This is a genomic window from Rathayibacter sp. AY1C7 (assembly GCF_002931865.1).
GTDB lineage: Bacteria > Actinomycetota > Actinomycetes > Actinomycetales > Microbacteriaceae > Rathayibacter.
In genome coordinates, this window is the sequence record NZ_PSWB01000005.1 from 1 (window position 1) to 24,608 (window position 24,608).

Here is a 24,608-nt window from a genome sequence, read left to right on the forward strand (position 1 = left end):
GCGTTCACCCGGGCGTGCTCGGGCGAGAGGTAGACCCGCTCGACGCCGCCGCGATCATGGCCCGCTGCGACGAGCTCGCCGCGGTCTCCTCCAGCCGCGACGGCATCGAGCGGGTCTACCTCTCGCCCGAGCACGCCCGGGTGAACGCGATGGCCGCGCGTTGGATGACCGAGGCGGGTATGCGCACCTGGCAGGACGCGGCCGGCAACCAGTGCGGCCGCTACGAGGGCGCGACTCCGGGACTCCCGGCGCTCCTGCTCGGCTCGCACCTCGACACGGTGCCCGACGCGGGCCGCTACGACGGGATCCTCGGCGTGATGCTCGCGATCGCCGTGGTGTCGCGCCTGCAGGGGGCGGGCCGGCGCCTGCCGTTCGCCGTCGAGGTCGTCGCGTTCGGCGACGAGGAGGGCACCCGCTTCGGCACAGCGCTCCTCGGCTCCCGCGCCCTCGCCGGCACCTGGGACGAGCACTGGTGGGAGCTCGAGGACGCCGACGGGACGACGCTCGTCGAGGCGTTCCATGAGTTCGGGCTGGACCCCTCGCGCATCCGCACCGCCGCGCGCGACGCGCAGGACGTTCTCGCCTACCTCGAGGCGCACATCGAGCAGGGCCCCTACCTGGAGGAGGCTGACCGCGCCCTCGCCGTGGTCTCCTCGATAGCGGGCGCCCGCCGCTTCGCGCTCACCCTCACCGGCAAGGCCGGGCACGCGGGCGGAGTTCCGCTCGACCGCCGCCGCGACGCGCTCACCGGGGCGGCCGAGGCCGTGCTCGCGGTGGAGCGCATCGCGCGGGAGCAGGGCGTGATCGCCACGGTCGGCCGGCTCGAGACCTTCCCGGGCGCGGTCAACGTCATCCCCGGCCGGGTCGAGTTCAGCCTCGACCTCCGCGCCGAGACCGACGCCCAGCGCGACACGGCGTGGGACGCCATCGAGCACGCGATGTCGGAGTCGGCGTCGCGCCGCCGTCTCGCGCTGACGGTGGAGGAGACCCATTCGGCCCCCGCGGTCGTCGCCTCCTCTCGGCTGCAGGACGTCGTGCGCGCGGGCATCCGCGCGACCGGGGACGCGGAGCCGATGGTGCTGTTCTCCAAGGCCGGCCACGACGCGATGGCGGTCGCCGACCTCGCCGAGTACGCGATGCTCTTCCTCCGCTGCGAGGGCGGCGTCAGCCACCACCCGGACGAGAACGTGACCGAGGCCGACGTCGCGACCGCGCTCGACGCGTTCGAGGCGGCCGTGCTGGCGCTCGCCGACGGGACGCCGACCGCGTGACCCCCGCCCCGGCCCCCTCGACGAGCATCGGTCACCGCATCGATGCCGGCTACGCCGCGCTGTCGCGGCAGGAGCAGCGGGCGGCCGACTTCATCCTCGACCACCTCGGCGACCTGGCCGTCTACACGGCGACCGAGCTCGCCCAGCACAGCGGAGTGTCCAAGGCCACGGTCTCGCGGCTGTTCCGCCGCCTGGGGTTCTCGAACTCGCAGGAGGTGCGCGAGCACGCCCGGGCGCTGCGGTCCTCCGGTGTGCCGGTCGGTCCCGCGCAGGGACAGGGGGATCCGCTCGCCGCGCACCTCGAGAGCGAGCGGGCGAACCTGGCCCGGCTGGCCGCCGCGTTCGGCGACGGGCGGCTGGAGGAGGCGGTGCGGCTGATCGCGGGAGCACGCGAGGTCGTCGTGATCGGACTGCGCAACAGCTACCCGGTGGCGCTGCACCTGCGCCAGCAGCTCGCGCAGGCGCGCGGACGCGTCCGGATCGCCCCGCAGCCCGGCCAGTCGCTCGGTGAGGAGCTCGAGGGGCTCGGAGCCGAGGACGTCGTGGTGCTGGTCGGCTTCCGCCGCCGCCCCGCCTCCTTCACGGCCCTGATCGGGACGCTCGCCGCGCGCGAGGTGCCCGTGGTGCTCCTCGCGGATCCGCCCGCCCGGCGCTACGCGGAGCACGCGGCGGTCTGGCTGGAGTGCCCGGTCGACAGCGGCACGGCGCTGGACAGCTACGCATCGGCGATGAGCGCGGTCGCGCTCGTGGCCTCCGGAGTGCTCGGGGCGTCGCCGAGGGAGTCGCGCGAGCGGATCGCCGGGATCAGCACGGCCTACGCGGAGCTCGCCGAGCTGGAGGACCGGCCGTGAGCGAGGCGGCGGAGCTGATCCGCGCGCACGCCAAGGACCCCGTCGGGCAGGCCGACCCGACTCCGGCCCTCGGCCGGGCCGAGCTGATCACCCCCACCTGCGGCGACCGGATCGAGCTGCGCGTCGACGGCGGCGCGGAGCAGGTGCGCCTCGCCTGGAGCGGGCGGGGGTGCGAGGTCTCGCGGGGATCCGCGTCGCTGCTCGCGGACGGTCTCGACGGGCTGCCGGCGTCGGACATGCGGGAGCGGATCGACGCGTTCCTCGCGGCGATGGCGCACCGGGAGGGTGCACTCGCCGGCGAGGAGCAGGCGCTGCTCGCGGTGGCGGGCAACCCCGTCCGCTCCGTCTGCGCGACGCTGGCCTGGCGGGCGCTGGCCGCCGCCCTCGACGACGCGGGCCTGGCGTGAACCGCTCAGTCCGGCCCGTCGCGGTCGGCTCCCGACCACAGATCGCCGCACTCCACCCCGCGCGCGCCCCTCGCGCGGAGCAGGTCGCGCGCGCCGGAGTCGCCGTGCACGCCCTCGAGGAGCTCCGGCCAGTGGTCCCGTCCCACCAGCACCGGATGACCGGGCCGACCGCGGAAGACCGCGCGGGCGAGCACGTCCGGCGCGACCGGCGCCTCCGCGAGCAGCCGGGCCCCCACGCTCGGCGGCTCCTCGGGCAGGTCGACCAGGGCGACCAGCGCGGCGACGCCCTCGGCCGCGGCGAGACCCGCGCGGAGCGACGCCGAGAGGCCGCTCTCCCACTCCGCCGCGACGACCACGTCCGCGGACGGCGGCACCAGGAGGCGCGCCCGTCCGGCCTCCGCGCCCAGGACCACGAGCACCCGCTCGCAGCCCACCGCGCGGAGCCTCTCGACGGCCCGCTCCACCCAGGGAACTCCCGCCGCGTCGCACCGCAGCGCCTTCGGGCCGCCCGCCCGGCGCCCCGCACCCGCCGCGAGCACCAGCCCGACGAGGTCCCGACTCCCGACCAGATCCATCCGACCATCGTGCCGCAGGCCGAGCCCCTGCTCCGCCGGACGAAGGAGACCGCATGACCGACACCCGATCCGAGACCGCCCGCGACGTGCTGCTCGCGTGCCTCGCCGTCCCCCGCTGGGCCGACGAGGTCGCCTCCGGCGCGCCCTACCCGTCGGCCGACGCGCTCGCCGACGCGGCCGAGCGGGCCGCGCGCACGCTCACCGAGGAGGAGGTGGAGGCGGCGCTGGCCGACCACCCCCGGATCGGCGAGCGGCACGCGGGCGCGGGGCGCTCCTCCGCGTTCTCGGCCGCGGAGCAGGCGGCGAGCCGCACGGGCGACGAGGAGCTGACCCGGCGGCTGCTGGCCGGCAACCGCGCCTACGAGGAGCGGTTCGGGCGCGTGTTCCTCCTCCGCGCGGCCGGCCGCGACCGGGCCGAGGTCGTCGCGGAGCTGGAGCGGAGGCTCGGGCTCGACGACGAGACGGAGGCCCGCATCGTCGCGGAGCAGCTGCGGGAGATCACGGTGCTGCGCGTCCGCGGCCTCGACGACGGGCGCCTCGTCCGGGCGGAGGCCGCACGATGAGCGGGCACGCCAGCCGCGTCACCACCCACGTGCTCGACGCCGTCCGCGGCCGCCCCGCACGCGGCGTCCCGGTGGCTCTCGACGCCCGTGTCGGCTCCGGCTGGGAGCGCCTCGCCGAGGCCCGCACCGACGACGACGGCCGCGTGGCGGCCTTCGGGCCGGAGCGCCTGGCCGCCGGGGTCCACCGGGTCGTCTTCGACACCGGCGCCTGGTTCGCCGCCTCGGGCACCGAGTCGTTCTACCCCGAGGTCGTCGTCGCCTTCCGCCTCGACGACGAGGAGGCGCACTTCCACATCCCGCTCCTGCTCAGTCCCTTCGCCTACTCGACCTACCGGGGCAGCTGATGCAGCTGCAGGACGTCCTCGACGCGCCGCAGCTGCGGCTGCGCGTGCTGGTCGCCGGCGACGGGGCGCTCGCCCGGCCGGTCGACGGCATCTTCACGACCGACCTCCTCGATCCGCGCCGCTACATCTCGCGCGACCAGCTGGTGCTGACAGGTCTGGTCTGGCGTCGGGACGCCCAGGACAGCGCGGCCTTCGTCGCCGCGGTCGCGGACTCGGGTGCCAGCGCTCTGCTCGCCGGCGAGGGGCTGCTGGGCTTCGTGCCGGACGACCTCGTCGTCGCCTGCCGCGAGCACGACGTCCCGCTGATCGCCGTGCCGGCCGATGTGTCGTTCGGCGCGATCACGGCGCACCTGTCGAACGCCCTCGCCGGCGACCGCGTGGCCCGGCTGACGGCCGCCCTCGCCCGCCAGCGGGAGCTGCTGACCGAGGTCTACCGGGGGCAGCAGCTCGACGAGCTCGTTACGCGCACCTCGCGCGAGCTCGGACTCCCCGTGTCGGTGCTGACCGCGACCGGCCGGACCGCGGCCTCCGCCTCGCCCCTGGGGCTGGGGGAGATCGAGCGGGTCGTGCACGCGGCGCTCACGGCCCGGCGCAGCCCGGTCGTGGTCGCGGACGCCCGCGGCGGCGCCCTGTCGGTCCTCACCGTCGCAGGCGCGGGCGAGCACCGCGCCACCTCCTGGCTGGTCGTCGTCGGGGGCGACTGGAACGACTGGCCCGCCGCAGTACTCGACGCCGTGACGGAGCTCGCCGGAGTCGTGGGGGTCTACCGGCTGCAGCGGGAGGCGGCGCTCTCGGCCGACTCCGCTCTCGCCGACCGCCTGCTCGAGCTCGTGGAGGAGGACAGCGAGCAGCCCGAGGCCGCGGTGTACCTGCGGCAGCTCGGACTCGGCGGCGCCGGGCGGTGCGCCGTGGTCGCCGCCGAGTTCGAGGGCGACGCGCCCCCGGACCTGGCGCGCCGTGTCCTGGTCGACGCCGCCGCGCACCTGGGCCGCGCCGTGGTCGGACGCGACGCCGAGGGCTGCGCGGTGGCGGTGCTGCCCACCGAGGCGACCGATGCGATCCCCACCGGCGCGGATCCGCTCGCCGTCGTCACCTCGGCGCTGCGACGAGCGGGAGCCGCGTGGCCGGGCGCCGTGCTGCGCGTCGGGACGAGCGCCGCGACTCCGCTGCCCGCGCTCGGCGGCGCCCTCCGCTCGGCACGCTACGGGATGCTGCTGCCGGGCTCTCCGGGCGACGACGCTCCGGTGCGGGTCAGCGACTCCGGGGAGGTCACCTCCGCCGTGCAGCTGCTGAGCGCGGTCCCCGACCACCTGCGCTCGGTGTTCGTCGAGCTGGTGCTCGGGCGGCTCGTCGAGCACGACGCGCGCTACGGCTCGCAGCTGGTCGCCACGCTCGCGGCGTTCCTCGACTGCGGCGGCTCGTGGGTGCGCACGGCGGAGCAGACGCACCTGCACCTGAACACGGTGCGGTACCGCATCGCGAGGGTGGAGGAGCTGACGCAGCGCGACCTGTCGGACACCGCGGACCGCGCCGACCTGTTCCTGGCGCTGCGCCTGCGCTGACGGCCGGGTGCGCGCGGTCCGCACCGCGCTTCCCGGGCCGGCCCCGTCACTCCGGAGCCACGATCCGCCTGCCCCGGACGTGCACCGCGGCGATCGCCGGCTCGCGCAGGGTCATCAGCAGGGCGAAGAGCAGCTGGGCCGTCGCCTCCTCCTCGTCGTCCGCGCGGACCCCGTGGGCGAGGACGTCGGCGAGCGGCTCCCACCGGTCGGGCTCGATGCGGAGGAAGTCCGCGTCCTTCCCGGGGTCGAGGCTGCCGAACCGGTCCTCCTGGTCGAGCGCCCGCGCGCCGGCGAGCGTCGCCGTGAACAGGAGCTCGGCCGGATGCAGGGCGACGGCCGCGTCGCCGGGCTCCGAGAGGTGCACCTTGAAGGCGTCGTTCGCCACTCGCGCCAGCAGCCACTCGTCGCCCGCGCCCACGTCCGAACCGAGGGCGACGGTGACCCCCGAGGCGACGGTCCGGCGCCAGGGCATGGTGCCGGAGCCGAGGAACTGCTGCGAGGTCGGGCAGTGGGCGATCGAGGTGCCGGTCTCCTCCATCCGGTGCAGCTCCGCGTCCTGGCAGTGCACGGCGTGGGCGAGGATCGTGCGCGGCCCGAGGAGGGAGGAGCCTCCGCGCGCGGAGCCGGGGAGGAAGAGCCCGTCGTAGGTGTCGAGGTAGCTGCGGGTGCCGTACGCGCCGAGCACGGCGGCGATCTCGCCGTCGCCGGGCCGGTCGTTCTCGTTGAGGTGGCTGTGCACGTAGACGCCGCGTCCGCGGACGTCGTCGTAGAGGTCGCCGAGCGCTCCGAGGGTCCGGGGAGTGACGGACAGCGAGAACCGCGGGACGAGCGCGACCTGCAGGAGCGGGTCCCTCCCGTGCCAGCGGTCGATCTCCTCCGACGCGAGCGTCAGCGCCTCCTCCTCGGAGGTGATCAGGGGAGCCGCCGAGGCCGGGCCCGTGGTCTGGATGCCGCGCCCCGACACGATCCGCAGCCCCGCCTCGCGGCTGCGCTCGAAGAGGGCGTCCTGCGCGGCCGGGAACGCGGAGCCGAAGACCATCGCGGCGGTCGTGCCCGCGGCCACCCGCCGCCGGGTGAAGGCGCGCGCGACGACGTCGGCGAACTCCGGGTCGGCGAGCCGCGCCTCCGCGGGGAACACCGTCCGGTCGAGCCACTCGAGCAGCTGGCCGCCGCCGAAGCCGTCGGTCGAGAACGTCTGGGGGAAGTGCACGTGCGCGTCGACGAAGCCGGGCAGCAGGATCGACGCGGCGTCGCCGGAGACCGGCAGGAGCGCGAAGCGGTCCGGCAGCTCGCGGTACGGACCGACCCAGGCGATCGTGCCGTCCTCGTCCACGGCGAGAGCGCCGTCCGGGATCGACACCAGCGACTCCCGCGCGGTCGTGAGCGTCGCACCCCCGGCGACGTGCAGCACGTGCCCCCGGTGGACGCCCCCGGCGCCGGTCACACCAGGCCCGTGTAGGCGGTCCAGGCGGATCCCGCGGGCGGCGCGTCGTCGCGGGTGACGCTCGCCTGGATCAGCCCGTAGGGGCGGTCGGCGGCGTGGAAGACCTCGTTGTCGTTCTCGACGCCGAAGGGCGACAGGTCGTAGACGAAGTGGTGCTTGTTCGGCGCGGAGAGACGGATCTCGACGATCTGCGGGTACTCCTCCAGGACCGTCTTCCCCATCTCGAAGAGCGTCTGCTGGAGGGCGAGGGAGTGCACGGTCGCGAAGCGGCTCGTCATGAGCGCCTTGACGCCCGCGTAGACCGCCTCCCAGTCCATCGCCGCGATCTCGTCCTCGCTCAGGGCGAAGCGCCACTTCGCGACCAGCGAGGTCGCCATCACCCGGTCGTTCGTCGGCTGGAGGACCGTGTACGGGTCGGTGAGGAAGCCGTGGAACTCGCTCCCCGTGGACTTCAGGATCGTGAGGTCCTTGAAGCCGCCGGTGATCCAGATCCGCCGCTCGTCGCCCGAGCCCTCGACCGTGACCGACGCGATCCGCGTCTCCTGGCCCTTCCGGACCCAGGTGTGGTCGTGCTCGCGCCCGTCCACCAGCACGCGCTCCCAGGCGAACTCCTCGATCTCGATGCGGGCGCCGTGGACGGGCTCGTAGCCGTCGACGAAGTGGCGGGCCAGCTCGAGGCCGTAGGGCTCGATCGAGCGCAGGCCCTTCTCCTTGGCGAAGGCGTACGCCGTCTGCTTCTGCGTGTCCGTGGGCAGGACGGCCGACTGGTCGCCCTCTCGGTGCGCGGCCTCGAAGTCGCCGCGGAGGGCCGTGGAGACGTTGACGTCGTGGATCTCGTGCCGCGGGGTCTCGCGGTAGATCCGCACGACGCGGTTCTCGGCCTTCCCGTACTGGTGGTCCCCGAGGATGATCGACATGTCCGCTCCTGTCCGTTCCGTGCGGCCGGGCCCGGTCACGCGGTGGTGACCGTCCTGCTCGCGGCTCCTGCGAGCCCGTCTGCCAGCCTCGCGCCTGCCGGGGGCTCCGCGCACCGGCGGAGCATCCCGAGGAGCCGCCGCCGGGACTCCGAGTCTTGTGCGATCCGCCCGCTCCGCGGCTCCGACCCGCCTCCGTTCACACGCTCGAAACCTGCCGATGACACGGCGGCGCTCGGCGTGAGCGGGGGAGTTCCCCGAGGTGTCGTCAGGGAGGCGGGGCATCGGCGGGTCGAGGTCAGGGGCGGCTGAGGAGGCGCCCGGCGGGCGGGACCGTCGCGGCGGTGACGCGGCGGCCGCCGACCCAGGTGGCGGCGACGGCGCCGCGGAGGACGCGGCCCTCGTAGGCCGAGACGGGGTTCCGGTGCGAGAGGGCGTCGACGTCCACGCGCCACTGCGACTCCGGGTCGAACGCGACCAGGTCGGCGTCGGATCCCGCGTGCAGCAGGCCCTTCTGGCCGAGCCCGGCGAACGCGGCGGTCGCCGTGGACATCCAGGCGACGACCTGCTCGAGCGGGATGCCCCGCTCGCGGGCCCCGGTCCAGACCGCGCGGAAGCTCAGCTCGAGTCCCGAGATCCCGCCCCAGGCGACGCCGAAGTCGCCGCCGGCGGGGAGCTTCAGCTCGGCGGTGGCGGGGGAGTGGTCCGAGGCGATGATGTCGATCGTCCCGTCGAGCAGCCCCTTCCAGAGCAGCTCGCGATTGCGCTCGTCGCGGATCGGCGGGCAGCACTTGAACTGCGTGCCGCCGTCGGGGATCGAGCCGGCGTCGAAGGTGAGGTAGTGCGGGCAGGTCTCGGCGGTGATCGGCAGCCCCTCGGCCTTCGCCTCGCGCAGGAGCGGCAGCGCGTCGGCGGAGGAGAGGTGCAGGATGTGCGCGCGGCAGCCGGTCTCGCGGACGGCCTCGATCACGTGCAGGATCGCGCTGCGCTCGGAGGCGGGCGGGCGGGAGTCGACGAACGCGCCGTAGGAGGCGCCGGGCTCCAGCGCGCTCGCCTTCAGCTCGGCCGGGTCCTCGGCGTGCACGATCAGCAGTCCGTCGAAGGCGGCGATCTCGCGCATCGCCTCGACGAGCTGCTCCCGGCTCAGGTGCGGGAACTCGTCCACGCCGCTCGGCGAGAGGAAGCACTTGAAGCCGAAGACGCCCGCGTCGTGGAGCTCGCGCAGCGTGCCGAGGTTCGAGGGGATCGCCCCGCCCCAGAAGCCGACGTCCACCTGCGCCTGCGGCCCGGCGGCCGCGCGCTTGGCCTCGAGCCCCGCCACCGTGGTGGTCGGCGGAATCGAGTTCAGCGGCATGTCGATGATCGTGGTGACGCCCCCGGCGGCGGCCGCGCGGGTGGCGGAGGCGAAGCCCTCCCACTCCGTGCGGCCCGGTTCGTTGACGTGCACGTGGGTGTCGACGATCCCCGGGATCAGGACCTGGCCCTCGGGGAGGACGATCTCCTCCGTGGTCCGCCAGGGGGCGTCCCGCTCGCCGACCGCGACGATCAGGCCCTCGGCGATCGCGATGCTGGCCGGACGCCGGCCGTTCTCGGTCAGCACGTCGGAGGCGCGGATCACGAGGTCGAGGAAGGGAGCGTCGTCAGGCATGGATCGACCCTATACTCGGCATGTTTCCTGCGTGTGAGCGCCCGTCGGCGGCTCCGCCCGGCCTCCCCGCAGCCCCGGCGCCGTCGCCTCCCGTCCGAGAAGAGGAGGCCGTCGTGCTCGACATCGCCGACCCCCTGCTCGAGCGCGTCGAGGCGGGCGGGAGCGTCGCGGTCGTCACGGTCACGCACGTCTTCGGTTCGGCTCCCCGCGCTCTCGGCTCCTCGATGGCGGTGGACGCGGAGGGGCGCGCGATCGGCTCGATCTCCGGCGGCTGCGTCGAGGCGCAGGCGTACGCGCTGGCCCAGGAGGTGCTCGGCACCTCGGGCAGCGCGTCCGAGCACTTCGGCTTCGACGACGAGGCGGCCTTCGCCGCGGGCCTGTCCTGCGGGGGGCAGCTGCGCGTGTTCGGCCAGGTCGTCGACTCCGGCTCCACCGCGGTCCTCGCCGAGCTGCGCGCCGCCCGCGCCGGCCGCTCGGCCGCGCTGGCGATCGTCGTCGGCGGCCCGGAGGAGCTGATCGGCCTCGTCCTCACCGGAGCGACGCGCCTCCAGGACGTCGTCGGCCCGCACCTGAACGAGGACACCGCCCGCCGCATCCTCGCCGAGCGCGAGGCGCGCCTGGCCTCCGGCCGCTCGGCCACGGTCGAGACCGCCTGCCGGAGCGCCGAGCTCGAGATCGCCTACATCGTGCACGCGGAGCGGCCGCGCCTGCTGATCTACGGCGCCGTCGACTTCTCCGCCGCGCTCTGCTCCGCCGGATCCCTGCTCGGCTACCGCGTGACCGTCTGCGACGCGCGTCCGGTGTTCGCGACCGCCGAGCGCTTCCCCGGCGCCGACGAGGTCGTGGTCGAGTGGCCGTCCGACCACCTCGCCCGCGCCGAGGTCGACTCGCGCACCGTGATCGCGGTGCTCACGCACGACGAGAAGTTCGACATCCCGCTGCTCGAGACCGCGCTCGCGCTCCCGGTCGCCTACGTCGGCGCGATGGGATCGCGGCGCACCCACGAGCGGCGGCTGCGGCTGCTGCGCGAGGCGGGAGTGACGGAGGAGGCGCTCGCCCGCCTGCACTCGCCGATCGGCCTGGACATCGGCGCGTCGACGCCGGAGGAGACGGCCGTGTCGATCCTCGCGGAGGTCCTCGCCGCGCGCACGGCGACGTCCGGGGAGCCGCTCGCGGGGCGCTCGGGCCCGATCCACGCGGCGCGCTGAGCCGCACGTCCTTCCCTGACCACGCGCCGTCGTGATCGCGCAGGCCTGATCGCACTCCGGCGGGAAACGGCCGCGAAACACCGCGCTGCCATGCTCGGGGCATGCAGCGCCACGTCCTCACCGGAGCCCACGTCGCCACCGTCGACGCGCACGGGACCGAGCACCCCGTCGGCCACGTCGTCGTCGACGACTCCCGCATCGTCGCCGTCGGAGCCGGCGACCCTCCGGCGTGGGCCCTCGACGGACGGTCCCCGACGGGCCTGCCGGCGCAGGAGGCGATCGCGCTCACGCGGGTCGACGGCCGCGGCCACCTGCTCACTCCCGGGCTCGTCAACACGCACCACCACCTCTACCAGTGGCTCACCCGCGGCTGGGCGCAGGACTCGATCCTCTTCGACTGGCTCGTCGCGCTCTACCCCGCCTGGTCCCGCATCGACGCCGACCTGACCCGCTCCGCCGCCCTCGGCGCGATGGGCGTCCTCGCCCGGTCCGGCTGCAGCACCGTCGCCGACCACCACTACGTCTTCCCGCGGGGCTCCGGCGACATCGTCGGCGGCATCGTCGACGCGGCCGGCGCCCTCGGCCTCCGGCTGCACGCGACCCGCGGGTCGATGGACCTCGGCGAGTCCCGGGGCGGCCTCCCGCCGGACTTCGCCGTCGAGACCACGGCGGCCGCGCTCCAGGCCAGCGGAGAGGCGGTCCAGCGGTACCACGACGCCTCCGCCGACGCGATGGTGCGGGTCGCGATCGCCCCGTGCTCGCCCTTCTCGGTGACCACCGACCTGCTGCGAGAGTCGGCCGTCCTCGCCCGTCAGCTCGGGGTCCGGCTGCACACCCACGGCTCCGAGACCGTGGAGGAGGACGCCTACACGCAGGAGGCGTTCGGACTCTCGCCCACCGACCACCTGGAGTCGCTCGGCTGGCTCGGCGACGACGTCTGGATGGCGCACTGCGTCCACCTCGACGCCGACGCGATCGCGAAGTTCGCGGCCACGGGCACCGGAGTCGCGCACTGCCCGTCCTCGAACGGCCGGCTCGCGGCGGGCATCGCGCCGATCCCGCAGCTGCTGGCGGCGGGAGCCCCGGTCGGCCTCGGCGTGGACGGCGCGGCGTCGAACGAGTCCGGTCAGCTCGGCTCCGAGATCCGCGCCGCGGTGCTGATGAACCGCCTGCGCGCCGGCGCCGACCGGATGAGCGCCCGGCAGGCGCTCTCGGTCGCCACCATCGGCGGGGCCCGGGTGCTCGGCCGGCAGGACGAGATCGGCTCGATCGAGGTCGGCAAGCTCGCCGACCTCGCGCTCTGGCGGATCGACGGGATCGAGCACGCGGGCATCGCGGACCCGGTCGCGGCCCTCGCGCTCGGAGCGCAGCCCCCGCTGAGCCTGCTCCTGGTGCAGGGTCGCCCGACGGTGCGGGAGGGACGGCTGGTGAACGCGGACGAGGACGCGATCGCCCGCGAGGTCGCCCGGGCGAGCACGGAGCTGGCCTCGCGCGTCTGAGCTGCGGCAGCCGATCGGCGCTCAGCTCGTCGTCGTTCAACCGGGCGGCGCCTCCGCGTCGACGGTAGCGACCGGGGCGGCGTCCGGGTGCAGGAGCCTCCAGATCCGGTCGCGGGAGAGCGGCAGCTCGGTCGGCCTCACGCCGATCGCGTCGCGGACGGCGTTGGCGAGTGCGGGGGCGACCGGGTTGTAGGGCGCCTCGCTCATCGACTTCGCGCCGAACGGCCCGAGCTCGTCGGCGGTGTCTGCGAAGAGCACCTCGGTCTCGGGCACGTCCGCCATCTGCGGGATGTGGTAGTTCCGGAGGATCGCCGTGGTCACGGTGCCCTCGCCGTCGAGGATCACCTCCTCGTAGAGCGCCGAGCCGATCGCCTGCGCCACTCCGCCCTCGACCTGCCCGCGGCACTGCGCCGGGTTGATCACGAAGCCGGCGTCGGCCGCCTGGACCGACTGCAGGATCCGCACCTCGCCCGTCGGCTCGTGCACCGCGACGCGGAAGCCCTGGACGTTGAACGCGAGCGAGCGCTGAGCGCCGTCCTCGCTCCCGGTCGCGGTGACCGGTCCGCCGGCCGCGCGGACCAGATCGGCGAACGCGACCCGGGTGCCGTCCGGAGCGAGCAGGCCCTCGTCGTCGGGCTCGAAGGTCTCGTCGTGCCCGGTCAGCCGCTTGGCGAGCGCCTGCAGCTCCGCGAGGAGGCGCGTCGCGGCCGAGTGGACGGCCTTGCCCGCGACGACCGTGCCGGCGCTGCCGAACGCTCCGGTGTCGTAGCGGGCCGCGTCCGTGTCGGACTGGCGGATCCGCACCCGGTCGGCGGAGGCGCGGAAGGCGCTCGCCACCAGCTGCGTGTGCACGGTGGTCGTCCCGTTGCCGAACTCGGCCGTGCCGACGCCGATGGTCAGCACGCCCGCGGCGTCGACGGTGACGGTCGCCTCCGAGAAGTGGCCCCGCGGTGGGATGGTGGCGATCATCGCCAGTGCCGCGCCCTGCCCGGTCCGCCACCCCGGTCCGTCGGGGGCGGGGGAGCCGCCGCCGCCGGCCAGTGCCGCCTCGGTGAGGTCGAGGCACTGGTCGAGCCCGTAGGAGGCGAAGCCGATGTCGTCGCCCTCGACGTGCGTGACCACCAGCGGCTCGCCCGGGCGCACCGCGTTGATCCGCCGCAGCTCGAACGGGTCGATCCCGAGCTCGCGGGCGAGATCGTCCATCGCCGACTCGATGCCGAAGACCACCTGCCCGAGGCCGTAGCCGCGGAACGCCCCCGAGGGGAGGTTGTTCGTGTAGACGGCCTGCGCGTCGACGCGCTTGCTGGGCGCGCTGTAGACGGCGACCGACTCCGAGGTGCCGTGGAACATCACGCCGGGTCCGTGGTTGCCGTAGGCGCCGGTGTCCGAGAGCACGTCCACGGCGAGGGCGGTCAGCCGTCCGTCGCGCCGGGCGCCGAGCGTGACGCCGACCCGCATCGGGTGTCGGCAGGGGGCCATCGTGAACTCGTCGCTCCGGGTGAACTCGAACTGCACGGGCCGGCCGGTGGCGAGCACGGCGAGGGCGACGACGTCCTCCGTCAGGATCTCCTGCTTGCCGCCGAAGCCGCCGCCCACCCGTGCCGTGAAGACGCGGACGGTCGACGGATCGCGGTCGAACAGGCGCGCGATCTCGTCGCGCACGAGGAAGGGCACCTGCGTCGAGGTCCGCAGCACCAGGTCTCCGCCCTCGAGCCAGCCGATGGTGCCGTGGGTCTCGAGCGCCGTGTGCGCGACCCGGGAGGTCGAGTACCGGCCCTCGACGATCACGTCGGCCTCCGCGAGTCCGGCGGCCACGTCGCCGTACTCTCCGTGGAGCTCCGCGACGACGTTCGCCTCCGGCCGGGCGATGCGCGAGGCGATCGGATCCTTGTCGGCGTGCAGGAGCGGCGCGCCGGGGGAGCGCGCCTCCTCCGGGTCGAAGACGGCGGGCAGCACCTCGTAGTCGACCTCGACGGCGCGGCAGGCCGCCTCCGCCTCGGCCACCGACTCCGCGACCACCACGGCCACGCGCTGCCCGCGGAACCGGACGACGGTGTCGAGCATGCGGGTGTCGTCCGGGTCGTCGAGCCGGGACTCGTGGCGGGCGGTGGAGTAGAGGACGTCCGGGACGTCCTCGGCGGTGAGGACCGCGACGACGCCCCGCATCGCGCAGGCGGCGGACGTGTCGATCGAGCGGATGCGCGCGTGGGCGTGCGGGCTTTGGACGACCTTCAGGTGCAGCAGGCCGGGCACGGCGACGTCGAGGGTGAACGGCTCGCGGCCCTGGACGATCCGCCGGCCGGCGGGCGCGCCGAGCGAGCGGCCGACCCGGGACTCCTCGGCCGACGGGCGACCGGTGCGGCGGACGGGGGTGAGACCCGACGGCGGGGCCGCGTGCCGTCCGCGGGCCGGGGCCTCCGTGCGATCCGCGCCGGACGGCTCGGCCGCGTGCGCGCCGTGCCCGGACGCGCAGGCGCCCGTCACGGCCTCGCGGATGGGGCGGTAGCCCGTGCACCGGCAGAGGTTGCCCTTCATCAGCCGCGGCACGTCCGCGGCGCGGACTCCGTCGAGCGCCGTGGCCGTGACCACCATGCCGGCCGTGCAGAAGCCGCACTGGAACGCGCCGGCCTCGACGAACGCCTCCTGCACCGCGCTCGGCTCCTCGGGCGTGCCGAGGCCGGCCGCGGTCGTCACCTCGCGGCCCTCGACGCGGTGGGCGGGGTAGAGGCAGGAGTGGAACGGCGTCCCGTCGACGAGGACGGAGCAGGCGCCGCAGTCGCCGGCGTCGCACCCCTTCTTCACCTCGAAGTGCTCGTGGTCGCGGAGGAGGGTGCGCAGCACCTGGCCGGGGCGGGGGGAGGCGTCGACCGGCTCCCCGTTGACGGTGAACCTCATCGGGCGCCTCCGGTCAGCTCGGTGCGGATCTCCTCGGCGAGCACGTGGACGACGGCGTGGCGCCAGTCGGCGGCTCCGTGCGGGTCGGTGAACCAGGTCGCGACGCCGTCGACGGCCGCGGCGAGCTCGGCCGAGGAGGGAACGGCGGCGAAGCGGAGCAGCTCCGGCCGGACGGTCGCCGCGGTGATCGTGAGCACGAACGCGCCGTCGGTGTCGAGGCGGCCGATGACGACGGCGCCGGAGCGTCCGAGAGGGGAGAGCGCCGTCTTGCGGAACGCGGTGCGCGCCCGGAGGGAGGAGAGCGGGAACTCGATCGAGCGGATGACGTCGTCCCGGGCCAGGGAGGTGGTCATGTTTCCGGTCACGAGCTCGGCGACCGGCACGGCGACGTCCGAGCCGTCGGCCCGCCAGACGAGGGCGGTGGCGTCGAGCGCGGCGGCGAGGCTGATCATCGGTCCTGCGGGCAGGGCGTTGGCGATGTTGCCGCCGACAGTGGCGACGTTCCAGATCTTGAAGGAGCCCAGCAGGGCCGTGCAGCACTGGAAGAAGAGCGGATGGGCGGTGGCGCCCGCGTCGGGCATCGCGGCGAGCTCGCTGAGCGTGCAGGTCGCTGCGATCGAGAGCCCGGCGTCCGTGCGCACGATCGGCTCCCACGCGAATCCCTGCAGATCGAGGAGCTCGTCGAGGTGGTCGTGGGGGAGGGAGAACACCCAGGAGCCGCCTCCGATGACCGCTGAGCGCGGCCCGCGGCCCGCCAGCTCGGAGCGCTCGCGCACCACCCGGACGCGCTGGATCGTGTTCAGGTCCATGCCGCGCCTCCGTCCCGCGCCCGTCGGGCGTCTCCCCCCAGTGAACCCCACCCGTGTGACGCCCGTGTTTCCCCACCCCGTCCTGCCGCGGCTCCGCTCCCCGTCCCTCCGGCGGATCCGCCATCCGCTGCGTCCCACTCCGGGCCCCGACCTTGCGGATCAGTGGGCGACCTCCCGATGTCGACCCTCCACCCCCTCGCTCTCCCCCCGAGCCGAACGATCGATCCGCGTGCCAGCGGATCGATCTAGGCGATCGCTCCCCGCTCTGCGAAACGTGACCACCCTCTCCGGCCGACCGCGCCGAGCCCGGCGGGGACGGGCTCGAAGGAAGATCAGCCGAGGCTCGCGACCCACTCCGAGCTGCCGTCGACGAAGGACTGCTCCTTCCAGATCGGCACCGACGCCTTGATGTCGTCGACCAGTGCCGCGCAGGCTTCGAAGGCCGCCGCGCGGTGGGCCGAGGCCACGGCGCAGGCGAGGGCGAGGTCGCCGACCACGAGGTCGCCGACCCGGTGCACGGCGGCGATTCGGACGTCGGGCCAGCGGTCGGCGATGCGGCGGGCGGAGGCGAGGAGTGCGGCGGGGGCGTCCGGGTGCGCCTCGTAGGACAGCCGGAGCACGCCGCGGCCCTCGTCGTGGTCGCGGACGACGCCCGCGAAGGTCACGACGGCGCCGTGCGTCGGGGAGTCGACCGCCTGCTCGCACTCGTCGACGGTGATGGCCTCGGCCGCGAGCCGGGCGAGGGCGACCGGCTCAGCGGGCATGGTCGCCGCCTCCGAGCTGATCGAGGAGGTGCCCGATCACCGGGTCGAGCACGTCGATCCCGTCGCGGACGCCGCCGGGAGAGCCGGGGAGGTTCACCACGACGGTGCGGCCGCTGACGCCGGCGAGCCCGCGGCTGAGCACGGCGGTCGGGACGTGGGCGGCGCCCTTGGCGCGCACCGCCTCGGCGAGGCCTGGCAGGGGCCGCTCCAGGAGGGGAGCGGTCTGCTCCGGGGTGACGTCGCTCGGGGCGACGCCCGTCCCGCCGGTGGTCACGACCACGTCGACTCCGCTGGCGATCGCGTCGGCGATCGCCTCGCCCACCGCGTCGCCGTCGGCCACGACGACCACCCGGGACTCCCAGCCGCGGGTGGTGAACCAGGCCTCGAGCGCCGGTCCCGTCCGGTCCTCGTACACGCCGGAGGCGGCACGGGTGGAGGCGACGACCGCCACCGCCCGCCGCGTCACGGGGTTCCTCCGCTCGTCCACGAGCCGCTCCTCCCGCCCGCCTTCGCGAGCACACGGATACCGGTGATCGCGGCACCGCGATCGACCGCCTTGATCATGTCGTAGACCGTGAGGGCGGCCACGCTGACCGCGGTCAGCGCCTCCATCTCGACGCCGGTGCGCCCGGTCGTGCGCACGCGCGCCTCGATCCGGACACGGCCGTCCTGCGGCTCGAGGTCCACGTCGACGCCGTCCAGCGCCAGCGGGTGGCAGAGCGGGATGAGGGTCGAGGTCGCCTTCGCGCCGAGGATCCCGGCGATCCGCGCCACGCCGAGCGCTTCGCCCTTGGGCAGCTCGCCCTGCTCGAGGAGCCGCACCACCTCGGGCGAGGTCTCGACGTAGCCCTCGGCGACGGCGGTGCGCGCCGTGACCTCTTTCGCGCTCACATCGACCATGTGCACGGCTCCGTCGCCGCGCACATGGGTGAGACGATCGCTCTCAGTCATCGATCCTCCAGATCTCGACCGTGTCGCCGGTCGCTGCGTGGTCCGTCCCGACGGGGACGTGGATGAGCACGGTGGAGCGGGCGTAGGACGCCAGCAGGTGCGAGCCGGGCCCGCCCACCGGGTGCACGAGGCCCTCGTCGTCGAGGACTCCGCGGCGGATCTGGTGCAGGTGCGCGGGCGAGTCGAGCGCCGTGCCGAGGCGCGCACGGAGCCGCGGCCGCTCGGCGGGCGTCCGTCCCGCGAGCGAGCGCAGCACAGGCCGGAGGAACACCTCGAACGAGACCAGGGCGCTCACCGGGTTCCCGGGAAGCGAGACCACCGGCAGGTGCAGCCCCTCGGCCACGCGCACGAGACCGAGGCCCTGCGGGCCGCCCGGCTGCATCTCGACGTGGCCGAACTCCGAGCCCGCCGGGCCGAGCGCGTCGCGGACGACCTCGTAGGCGCCCGCGCTGACGCCGCCGACCGTGATCACCAGGTCGGCCGCGCCCGCGTGCTCCTCGAGCAGCGCCAGGAGGTCCTCGGCCCGGTCGCTCGTGCAGGCGGCGACGACGGGCAGCGCGCCCGCCTCGCGGACGGCCTCGGCCAGCAGGGCGCCGTTCGCGTCGTGGATCTGCGCCTCCTCGAGGACGGCGCCTGCGGGACGGATCTCGTTGCCGGTGGGGACGACGAGCACCCGGAGTCGCGGCAGCACCTCCGCCTCGGTCAGCCCGAGGGAGGCGAGGAGTCCGTAGTGGGCCGCGCGGAGGACAGTGCCGGCCGGGAGGGCGAGCTCGCCGCGGCGGGCGTCGCTGCCCCGGGCTCGGACGAAGGTCGCCGGCACCACCGGGTGCGCGAAGGCGACGCTGCCCTCCGCGGGGAAGCGCGGAGGATCGACGCGCTCGACCGGGACGACGGCGTCGGCCCCCTCCGGCAGCGGCGAGCCGGTCATGATCGGTGTCGCCGTGCCGGGCTCGTGCCGCGGCGCCCGGTCGCCCGCCGGGATCGGCGCCGAGACGGGCAGGGCGACGGGATGCTCCGGCGCCGCCGCGTCGAGGTCGGCCGCCCGCACCGCGAAGCCGTCCATCTGCGAGTTGTCGAAGCGCGGCAGGTCGAGCGGGGAGTCGACGGAGAGGGCGAGGACCCGCCGGTCGTACGCGCCCGGATCGGCGGCGACGGCGGCCGGCTCCAGGCTCAGCGTCTCGCGGGCGCCCCGCGTGGCCAGCGGCGCGAGCAGCGCCCGCACCCGGGCGGCGTGCAGGTCGATCGAGGTCATCGTGTCCTCTCGCGAGCGGCGGAGCCCGACCGGCGGCGGGACCGAGTCCATCTTGCCGGGTCGCGCCCGGTTCCGCGGCGTAGTGTGAGCGGATGAGCACAGCACTGGGGATCCCGGGCTTCCGGCCCCGACAGCGCAGCGCGGTCCTCCCGGCCGACCGCCCCGCCACCCCGCTCCTCCTGGACACCTACGGGCGCGTCGCGGACGATCTGCGGATCTCGCTGACGGACAAGTGCAATCTGCGCTGCACCTACTGCATGCCGGCGGAGGGCCTGCCGTTCCAGCCGCCCGCGTCCCTCCTCAGCCGCGAGGAGATCCTCCGCCTCGCGCGCATCGCCGTGGAGCAGTTCGGCGTCCGCCAGATCCGCTTCACCGGCGGCGAGCCGCTCCTGCGCAAGGACCTCGTCGACATCATCCGCGACGTCGCCTCCCTCGACCCGCGCCCCGAGATCTCGCTCACCACGAACGCGATCGGCCTGTCGGGTCGGGCGGCGGCGCTCGCCGACGCCGGTCTGAACCGCGTCAACGTCTCGCTCGACTCCATCTGCGCCGAGACCTTCGCGAAGGTCACCCGTCGCCCGTTCCTCGACCGCGTGCTCGCGGGCATCGACGCGCTCGGTCCCGCCGGCCTGGACCAGACCAAGATCAACGCGGTGCTCCTGCCCGGGATCAACGACCACGAGGCCCCGGAGCTGCTCGCCTGGGCCCTCGCGGGAGGCCACCAGCTCCGCTTCATCGAGCAGATGGCGCTCGACGCCGACCACGGCTGGGACCGCGCGACCATGATCACCGCCGCGGACATCCGGGCGCTGCTCTCGGAGCGCTTCTCGCTCAGCCCGCACGCGGCCCCCCGTGACGGCGCCCCCGCCGAGCTCTTCGACGTCCGCGAGGCCGGGGGGTCCGAGGTGCTCGGCCAGGTGGGGATCATCGCGTCAGTCACCGAGAACTTCTGCGACGACTGCCGCCGCACCCGGCTCACCGCCGAGGGCGGTGTCCGCAGCTGCCTCTTCTCGAACGAGGAGACGGACCTGCTCGGCCCGATGCGCGCGGGCGCGGACGACCACGAGGTCGCCCAGCTCTGGCGCGGGGCGATGTGGGCCAAGCCCGCGGGACACGAGATGAACCGGGCGGGCTTCGTGCAGCCCGAGCGCACGATGAGCGCGATCGGCGGATGAGCATGCGGGTCCGCTACTTCGCGGCGGCCAAGGCCGCCCTCGGCCGTGGTTCCGACGAGCTCGACGAGGTGCCCGACCTGGGCGCTCTCGAGGAGAGACTCGTCGCCTCCGCGCCCTCGGCCGCCGACGTGCTCGCACGGTGCACCTACCTGGTCGACGGCGTGTCGACCGCGGACAGGGCCACGCCGCTGCGTCCCGATGCCGCGGTCGACGTCCTGCCGCCGTTCGCCGGCGGCTGACCCCGACGAGCCCTCCGTGACGAGCCGTCCTCGACCGGACCGGTGCGTCCGCTCCGCGCGGTTCGCGGCAGGTGCGTCCGCGCTTCTGGAGGACGCTGCATCCCGAGGACGGACTGGTCCTGTCCCGCCGCACAGGGACCCGTGGGACGCCTCCCTCGGACCCGCGTGCGGCGGGGCAGGACCGGATCAGCGGCCGATCCCGTGCGTCACGGGCACAGGACGTTGGTCATCGTGTCGAGCACGTTGCGGTTCTGCACGTCGAGGAATCCGAACGCCGAGGAGACTCCGGTGGCGACCAGCACGCCGCTGACGAAGGCCCTGCCGTCCCGGGTCACGTAGGCGTCCGGCGCGAAGATGGTGGCGTCGGAGGGCACACCGGAGGCGACGCGGATCTGCGGCTGCGTCCTGTCCGCGAACGCGCCGTACCGGACGAGAGCGCCGTTCTGGATCACGTCCACGACGTCACGGTTCTGTCGATCGCGGTAGGCGTCGGCACTGGTCACCCCGGTGGCGACCAGGATGCTGCTGTTGAAGAGGCGCCCGTCCGGCGTCAGGTGGTACGAGGGCGCCAAGGCCGTCGATCCTGCCGGAACGTTCCTGGCGTAGACCTGGTTCTTCGTGGAGGAGATGTAGCGGACGAGCTCCGAGCCGACGATCACGTCGATGACGTCGTTGTTGCTCTGGTCGCGGAAGGAGTCCGCGCTCGTCACTCCGGTGGTCACGAGGGCTCCGCCGGCGCGCCGCAGCTCGCCGTTCGGTGTGACGTAGAAGGCGGGCGCATGGACCGTCGATCCGGCCGGCACGCCGCTCCCGATGGCCTTCGGCGCGGCGTCTCCGGTGACGAAGCGGTAGAAGACGCCGTCGACGACGAAGTCGGCGACGTCGCGGTTCTGCTCGTCGCGGAAGCCCTGGACGCTCGTGACGCCGCGCGCGATCCGCCCCCCGCCGTGATAGAGCTCGCCCGACTCCGTCAGGTAGTACCGGGGTCCGACGGTCTTGGCTCCCGAGGGCACGTTGCCGTTCGACTCCGTCGTCGTCCGTCCGCCGTCGGTGACGTACCGGACGGCGGTCCCCGTGGTCGCGGTGGTGCTCGCGGTCGCCGTCGCGCCCGCGGCGCCGGAGACGGCGGAGAGGGTGATGCCGTTCTGCGCCACGTTCCCGGCCGTGACCGGGATGCTCACGCGTCCGTCCGCGCCGGTCGTCGCCCTGACGGTCTGCGCGCCGCCGCTGGTCAGGCCGGCGGGGAGAGTGATGGTGACCGTGTCGCCGGCAGCGGGAGCGCCGTTGGTCGTGGCGAGGACGGAGACCGTTCTCGTGGTGCAGGCGGGGAAGGAGTACGCCGGGGCGTCGAAGGCGAGGGTGAGGCCGGTGGACGCGGCGGCCGCGGGGGTCGCGACCGCCGCGGCGACGACGGGGACGGACCAGGCCGCACCCGACATGATCGTCCGCCGGGCGGGCCCCCCGCGGGTCGAGTCGATCCGCGGGGGGAGGGAGCGCGAGTGCGCTGCCGTCGGGTCCAGGGAGTTGGTGTCCGTCATGGTGTTCCTTTTCTTTCTTTCCTGCGAGGGGTGGTGGACGCGCCGATCCTGCCGAACGTCCGGCCTCCGGTCGACGCGGAACGGGCCGCGACGAGATTCCATGCCCGACCGTGGACGTTCCGTCGCGCCGCCGGGCCGGGGGAGCCTCTCAGGGCGCCTCCTCGCCGGGAGCCCGTCCGGCGCGGGGGACGCGGCGGCGCACGTCAGCCCGCGTCGTCGATCCGGCGGAGGGTCCGCTGCATGTGGATCCGCGAGCTGAAGCCGGCCGACCGCGCCACGCGGTCCAGGTCCGTCGCCGCCCGCGGGCCGAGCTCGTCGAGGAGGCGCTGCGCCTCGAAGGCCCGCGCGCGCTCGATCCGCTGACGAGGGGTGGTGCCGGCGGCCGAGAACGCCCGGTGCAGGTGGCTGACCGACACGCCGAGACTCTCCGCGAGCGTCTCCACCGTGAAGGAGCGGTCGCGGTAGTGCCGCTCGATCAGGCGCGTGCCGTTCGCGTACACGGCGGCGGGGGACCGGTCCTCCCGGTCAGAGGAGGGCAGCAGCGCCGAGAAGGCCGAGGCCAGGAGGTGCTCGCTCGCGATCTCGAAGTGCTCGAAGGCCGCGTCCGAGGGCTCGACGCCGAAAGTGAGGACGGTGTTCGCCGCACCGGTGAGTGCGCGCCAGTAGGCCTCGGGGAGGGCGAGGACCCGGTCCGTGAGCGAGGCGAACTCGCTCGCGCGGAGCACCGAGGGGCGCAGCTGCCACTCGAAGCGCGCCCACGGACTGAGCGCCGCCGCGTACTGCACCGTCGAGGCGCGGGTCACGAGAGCGCTGCCGGCCGGGAGCCGGTGGTCGCGGCCCCGGGCGGAGAGGCGGCCGGTCCCGTCGAGGCTGAAGAGCACGCGGAGCCTTCCGGGATGGGGGAGGACCTCGAACTCCCCGGTCTGCAGCCAGGCGCGGCTGAGGCTGAGGCGCGGCGAGACGATCGCGTCGCAGACGGCACCTCGCGGCAGGGGGCGCCGCGGAATCCAGCCGAGCCGACGCAGCCGCCTCTCGGCGGGACTCCAGACCTCGGGCATCACGCCTCCGCGCCGGGGTCGAGCGGGTCGGGAGGATCGAGCAGCGCCGCCTGCCGCGCGGAGTGCGGTGAAGGCGTCGGCATGGGTGCTCTCCTCGGAACGGTGGCCGCGAGCACGCCACCGCCGATCAGCTTCGGACACTGCTCCGCCCTGATCCGCGGAGAAGGACGGATCCTCTCCGCTGCGAGCACCGAACATCCCGGGTCGCCGATCGGCAGGGCGCTGGGTGCGCCTCACCCCACCCGTACCGCGGCGCACGCGGCCGCGGCACGGGTCACCGCTCCCGCCACGACGCCATCCCGCCGTCGAGCGAGTCGGACGCCACGCCCGCCGCCGCCGCGCGCTCCGCCGCGAGACGCGATCGGACCCCGGAGGCGCAGTGCAGCACGAGCGGACCGGCCGGCAGAGCGACGGGGTCGAAGCGCGACATCGGCATCCGCACGGCACCGGGCACCGCGACGGTCCGGTCCTCGTCGTCCTCGCGGAGGTCGACGACGGTCGGGGGCGTCGGCCCGGCCAGCCGCTCCCGCAGCTCGGCCGCCGTGATCGATCCCGCCGCGGCCCGCCGCTCCGGGACCGGCGGCACCCGCCGCTCGAGAGGGAGCTCGGCCCAGGAGGAGTCGAGAGCGTCGTGCACGAGGACGCGACCGAACAGCGGCTCGCCCGCCCCGGTCACGAGCTTCACGACCTCGGCCGCCATGGCCGAGCCGATCAGCGCGCAGAGCGCGCCCAGCACGCCCACCGTCGAGCAGCTGTCGCCCGCGTCCTCGGCCTCGGGGTGCAGCGCGCGCAGGGTCACCCCTCCGCCCGGAGCGCCGGCCCAGAAGGTCGAGAGCTGCCCGTCGAAGCCGAGCGCCGACCCCCACACGTGCGGGATCCCGGCGCGCGTCGTCGCGTCCGAGGCGAGGTAGCGCGCGCCGAAGGTGTCGAAGCCGTCGACCACGACGTCCCAGCCCGCCACCAGGGCGTCGACGTTGGCCGAGGTCAGCGACACCGGGAAGGCCCGGGCGTCGATGCCGGGGGAGAGCCGCCGCGCGGTCGCCGCCGCCGACTCCGCCTTCGACCGGCCCACCGAGGAGTCGTCGTGCGCCGTCTGCCGCGCCAGGTTCGAGAGCTCGACGACGTCGCCGTCCACGATGCCGAGCCGCCCGATCCCGGCCGCGGCGAGCGCCGTGATCACCGGCGAGCCGATGCCGCCCGCGCCGAGGATCAGCACGCGCGCGTTCCGGAGGCGCCGCTGTCCGAGCTCCCCGAGGGGCGCCAGGCGGATCTGCCGGGCGAACCGCTCGCGCTCGGCGGCGGTCAGCGGCGGTCCGGGCTCGACGAGCGGGGTCATGAGAGCTCCTTCCTCCACTGGCCCTCGTGGGCGACGGGGGTGAAGCCGACGGCCTCGTTCACGGCGAGCATCGGTCGGTTCTCCTCGGCGTTCCAGATGTAGACGGCCCGGCAGTCCGGGGCGGTCCCCACCGCATCGCCGATCGCGGTCAGGGCGAGGAAGTCGCTCCAGCCGTCGGCGCCCACGGCCTCGGGGATCGCGAGCTCGCGGATCCGGAGCGCCGGGTCGGAGGTGCGGTTCACCACCCCAGTGTGCACGTCCCGGCGCCCGCGGCGGCCTCCTGCGCCTGTTCCGGTGCGGGATCG

24 protein-coding genes are annotated in these 24,608 nt (G+C 74.9%); 10 read left to right on the forward strand and 14 right to left on the reverse strand.

Annotated elements, in window-relative coordinates; genetic code table 11:
- Positions 1-56: 56 nt before the first annotated feature.
- From C5C69_RS03770 to C5C69_RS03780, 3 genes are read left to right on the forward strand one after another with little or no spacing between them, the layout of a single operon-like run.
- Positions 57-1,271: an allantoate amidohydrolase gene (locus C5C69_RS03770; protein ID WP_258067489.1), complete on the forward strand. Its 1,215-nt coding sequence runs from the start codon at positions 57-59 to the stop codon at positions 1,269-1,271.
- Positions 1,268-2,122, forward strand: coding sequence for a MurR/RpiR family transcriptional regulator (locus tag C5C69_RS03775; protein ID WP_219812337.1), 855 nt, complete (start codon positions 1,268-1,270; stop codon positions 2,120-2,122). The genes C5C69_RS03770 and C5C69_RS03775 overlap by 4 nt, the downstream gene beginning before the upstream one ends.
- Positions 2,119-2,529 carry an iron-sulfur cluster assembly scaffold protein gene (locus C5C69_RS03780; protein ID WP_104223491.1) on the forward strand — a complete coding sequence of 137 codons (411 nt, stop codon included), beginning with the start codon at positions 2,119-2,121 and terminating at the stop codon, positions 2,527-2,529. The genes C5C69_RS03775 and C5C69_RS03780 overlap by 4 nt, the downstream gene beginning before the upstream one ends.
- A 5-nt stretch (positions 2,530-2,534) precedes the next feature.
- Here the strand turns inward: C5C69_RS03780 and C5C69_RS03785 are convergent, their stop codons facing one another.
- Entirely contained in the window at positions 2,535-3,104 is a 570-nt protein-coding gene (locus C5C69_RS03785) for an NTP transferase domain-containing protein (protein WP_104257341.1), read from the reverse strand.
- A 53-nt stretch (positions 3,105-3,157) separates the two neighbouring features.
- Here C5C69_RS03785 and uraD point away from each other — a divergent pair, with 53 nt between their 5' ends.
- Genes uraD through C5C69_RS03800 form a run of 3 tightly spaced genes read left to right on the forward strand, consistent with a single transcriptional unit; the run spans position 3,158 to position 5,573 of the window.
- Positions 3,158-3,667, forward strand: a complete 510-nt coding sequence (gene uraD / locus C5C69_RS03790) for a 2-oxo-4-hydroxy-4-carboxy-5-ureidoimidazoline decarboxylase (protein ID WP_104234584.1) — start codon at positions 3,158-3,160, stop codon at positions 3,665-3,667.
- Positions 3,664-4,011: a hydroxyisourate hydrolase gene (gene uraH / locus C5C69_RS03795; protein ID WP_104223494.1), complete on the forward strand. Its 348-nt coding sequence runs from the start codon at positions 3,664-3,666 to the stop codon at positions 4,009-4,011. Before uraD ends, uraH begins: the two co-directional genes overlap by 4 nt.
- Positions 4,011-5,573 carry a PucR family transcriptional regulator gene (locus C5C69_RS03800; protein ID WP_104257342.1) on the forward strand — a complete coding sequence of 521 codons (1,563 nt, stop codon included), beginning with the start codon at positions 4,011-4,013 and terminating at the stop codon, positions 5,571-5,573. The genes uraH and C5C69_RS03800 overlap by 1 nt, the downstream gene beginning before the upstream one ends.
- Positions 5,574-5,619: 46 nt before the next feature.
- Here the strand turns inward: C5C69_RS03800 and C5C69_RS03805 are convergent, their stop codons facing one another.
- The 3 genes from C5C69_RS03805 to allB all read right to left on the reverse strand — a co-directional run bounded on the left by C5C69_RS03805 (position 5,620) and on the right by allB (position 9,579).
- Positions 5,620-7,017: an amidohydrolase family protein gene (locus tag C5C69_RS03805; RefSeq protein ID WP_104257343.1), complete on the reverse strand. Its 1,398-nt coding sequence runs from the start codon at positions 7,015-7,017 to the stop codon at positions 5,620-5,622.
- Positions 7,014-7,934, reverse strand: a complete 921-nt coding sequence (gene pucL, locus C5C69_RS03810) for a factor-independent urate hydroxylase (protein WP_104257344.1) — start codon at positions 7,932-7,934, stop codon at positions 7,014-7,016. The genes C5C69_RS03805 and pucL overlap by 4 nt, the downstream gene beginning before the upstream one ends.
- A 295-nt stretch (positions 7,935-8,229) precedes the next feature.
- Entirely contained in the window at positions 8,230-9,579 is a 1,350-nt protein-coding gene (gene allB, locus C5C69_RS03815; protein WP_104257345.1) for an allantoinase AllB, read from the reverse strand.
- Between the two features lie 113 nt (positions 9,580-9,692).
- Here allB and C5C69_RS03820 point away from each other — a divergent pair, with 113 nt between their 5' ends.
- A complete protein-coding gene (locus tag C5C69_RS03820; protein ID WP_104257346.1) occupies positions 9,693-10,787 on the forward strand; it encodes an XdhC family protein in 1,095 nt (364 codons plus the stop codon).
- A gap of 101 nt (positions 10,788-10,888) precedes the next feature.
- Complete coding sequence (locus tag C5C69_RS03825; protein WP_104257347.1) at positions 10,889-12,286, forward strand: 8-oxoguanine deaminase; 1,398 nt, start codon at positions 10,889-10,891, stop codon at positions 12,284-12,286.
- A gap of 36 nt (positions 12,287-12,322) precedes the next feature.
- On the opposite strand, the gene C5C69_RS03830 is transcribed toward C5C69_RS03825, so the two are convergent.
- The 6 genes from C5C69_RS03830 to glp all read right to left on the reverse strand — a co-directional run bounded on the left by C5C69_RS03830 (position 12,323) and on the right by glp (position 18,957).
- A complete protein-coding gene (locus C5C69_RS03830; RefSeq protein ID WP_104257348.1) occupies positions 12,323-15,181 on the reverse strand; it encodes a molybdopterin cofactor-binding domain-containing protein in 2,859 nt (952 codons plus the stop codon).
- Positions 15,178-15,990, reverse strand: coding sequence for an FAD binding domain-containing protein (locus C5C69_RS03835; protein ID WP_104257349.1), 813 nt, complete (start codon positions 15,988-15,990; stop codon positions 15,178-15,180). Before C5C69_RS03835 ends, C5C69_RS03830 begins: the two co-directional genes overlap by 4 nt.
- A 332-nt stretch (positions 15,991-16,322) precedes the next feature.
- On the reverse strand, positions 16,323-16,754 hold the full coding sequence (locus C5C69_RS03840; RefSeq protein WP_104247639.1) for a molybdenum cofactor biosynthesis protein MoaE: 432 nt from the start codon (positions 16,752-16,754) through the stop codon (positions 16,323-16,325).
- Positions 16,744-17,241, reverse strand: coding sequence for a molybdenum cofactor biosynthesis protein B (locus C5C69_RS03845; RefSeq protein ID WP_258062296.1), 498 nt, complete (start codon positions 17,239-17,241; stop codon positions 16,744-16,746). The genes C5C69_RS03840 and C5C69_RS03845 overlap by 11 nt, the downstream gene beginning before the upstream one ends.
- Positions 17,217-17,705: a cyclic pyranopterin monophosphate synthase MoaC gene (moaC, locus tag C5C69_RS03850; protein WP_104232482.1), complete on the reverse strand. Its 489-nt coding sequence runs from the start codon at positions 17,703-17,705 to the stop codon at positions 17,217-17,219. Before moaC ends, C5C69_RS03845 begins: the two co-directional genes overlap by 25 nt.
- Positions 17,698-18,957, reverse strand: a complete 1,260-nt coding sequence (glp, locus tag C5C69_RS03855; RefSeq protein ID WP_104257399.1) for a gephyrin-like molybdotransferase Glp — start codon at positions 18,955-18,957, stop codon at positions 17,698-17,700. Before glp ends, moaC begins: the two co-directional genes overlap by 8 nt.
- 92 nt (positions 18,958-19,049) lie before the next feature.
- On the opposite strand from glp, the gene moaA reads away from it, so the two are divergent.
- Together moaA and C5C69_RS03865 are read left to right on the forward strand one after the other, a co-directional pair.
- Positions 19,050-20,132, forward strand: a complete 1,083-nt coding sequence (gene moaA, locus C5C69_RS03860; RefSeq protein WP_104226889.1) for a GTP 3',8-cyclase MoaA — start codon at positions 19,050-19,052, stop codon at positions 20,130-20,132.
- A complete protein-coding gene (locus tag C5C69_RS03865) occupies positions 20,129-20,371 on the forward strand; it encodes a MoaD/ThiS family protein (protein WP_104223924.1) in 243 nt (80 codons plus the stop codon). The genes moaA and C5C69_RS03865 overlap by 4 nt, the downstream gene beginning before the upstream one ends.
- 206 nt (positions 20,372-20,577) lie before the next feature.
- Here C5C69_RS03865 and C5C69_RS03870 read toward each other — a convergent pair whose 3' ends face one another.
- From C5C69_RS03870 to C5C69_RS17375, 4 genes are all read right to left on the reverse strand, one after another.
- Positions 20,578-21,909: a hypothetical protein gene (locus tag C5C69_RS03870; RefSeq protein ID WP_104257350.1), complete on the reverse strand. Its 1,332-nt coding sequence runs from the start codon at positions 21,907-21,909 to the stop codon at positions 20,578-20,580.
- A gap of 203 nt (positions 21,910-22,112) precedes the next feature.
- Complete coding sequence (locus C5C69_RS03875; RefSeq protein ID WP_104226887.1) at positions 22,113-22,967, reverse strand: AraC family transcriptional regulator; 855 nt, start codon at positions 22,965-22,967, stop codon at positions 22,113-22,115.
- A 274-nt stretch (positions 22,968-23,241) separates the two neighbouring features.
- The gene (locus C5C69_RS03880; RefSeq protein WP_104226886.1) at positions 23,242-24,303 is read right to left on the reverse strand and encodes a ThiF family adenylyltransferase; all 1,062 of its coding nucleotides are present in this window, start codon (positions 24,301-24,303) and stop codon (positions 23,242-23,244) included.
- On the reverse strand, positions 24,300-24,545 hold the full coding sequence (locus C5C69_RS17375) for a hypothetical protein (RefSeq protein WP_181068360.1): 246 nt from the start codon (positions 24,543-24,545) through the stop codon (positions 24,300-24,302). The genes C5C69_RS03880 and C5C69_RS17375 overlap by 4 nt, the downstream gene beginning before the upstream one ends.
- Between the last annotated feature and the right edge of the window lie 63 nt (positions 24,546-24,608).

Bases quoted from the DNA above. Each gene is read 5' to 3' on its own strand.
- C5C69_RS03770 (WP_258067489.1), top strand. From the start codon at position 57: ATGGCCCGCTGCGACGAGCTCGCCGCGGTCTCCTCCAGCCGCGACGGC.
- C5C69_RS03785 (WP_104257341.1), bottom strand. From the start codon at position 3,104: ATGGATCTGGTCGGGAGTCGGGACCTCGTCGGGCTGGTGCTCGCGGCG.
- uraD (WP_104234584.1), top strand. From the start codon at position 3,158: ATGACCGACACCCGATCCGAGACCGCCCGCGACGTGCTGCTCGCGTGC.
- uraH (WP_104223494.1), top strand. From the start codon at position 3,664: ATGAGCGGGCACGCCAGCCGCGTCACCACCCACGTGCTCGACGCCGTC.
- C5C69_RS03800 (WP_104257342.1), top strand. From the start codon at position 4,011: ATGCAGCTGCAGGACGTCCTCGACGCGCCGCAGCTGCGGCTGCGCGTG.
- pucL (WP_104257344.1), bottom strand. From the start codon at position 7,934: ATGTCGATCATCCTCGGGGACCACCAGTACGGGAAGGCCGAGAACCGC.
- allB (WP_104257345.1), bottom strand. From the start codon at position 9,579: ATGCCTGACGACGCTCCCTTCCTCGACCTCGTGATCCGCGCCTCCGAC.
- C5C69_RS03825 (WP_104257347.1), top strand. From the start codon at position 10,889: ATGCAGCGCCACGTCCTCACCGGAGCCCACGTCGCCACCGTCGACGCG.
- C5C69_RS03830 (WP_104257348.1), bottom strand. From the start codon at position 15,181: ATGAGGTTCACCGTCAACGGGGAGCCGGTCGACGCCTCCCCCCGCCCC.
- C5C69_RS03835 (WP_104257349.1), bottom strand. From the start codon at position 15,990: ATGGACCTGAACACGATCCAGCGCGTCCGGGTGGTGCGCGAGCGCTCC.
- C5C69_RS03840 (WP_104247639.1), bottom strand. From the start codon at position 16,754: ATGCCCGCTGAGCCGGTCGCCCTCGCCCGGCTCGCGGCCGAGGCCATC.
- moaC (WP_104232482.1), bottom strand. From the start codon at position 17,705: ATGACTGAGAGCGATCGTCTCACCCATGTGCGCGGCGACGGAGCCGTG.
- glp (WP_104257399.1), bottom strand. From the start codon at position 18,957: ATGACCTCGATCGACCTGCACGCCGCCCGGGTGCGGGCGCTGCTCGCG.
- moaA (WP_104226889.1), top strand. From the start codon at position 19,050: ATGAGCACAGCACTGGGGATCCCGGGCTTCCGGCCCCGACAGCGCAGC.
- C5C69_RS03865 (WP_104223924.1), top strand. From the start codon at position 20,129: ATGAGCATGCGGGTCCGCTACTTCGCGGCGGCCAAGGCCGCCCTCGGC.
- C5C69_RS03870 (WP_104257350.1), bottom strand. From the start codon at position 21,909: ATGACGGACACCAACTCCCTGGACCCGACGGCAGCGCACTCGCGCTCC.
- C5C69_RS03875 (WP_104226887.1), bottom strand. From the start codon at position 22,967: ATGCCCGAGGTCTGGAGTCCCGCCGAGAGGCGGCTGCGTCGGCTCGGC.
- C5C69_RS03880 (WP_104226886.1), bottom strand. From the start codon at position 24,303: ATGACCCCGCTCGTCGAGCCCGGACCGCCGCTGACCGCCGCCGAGCGC.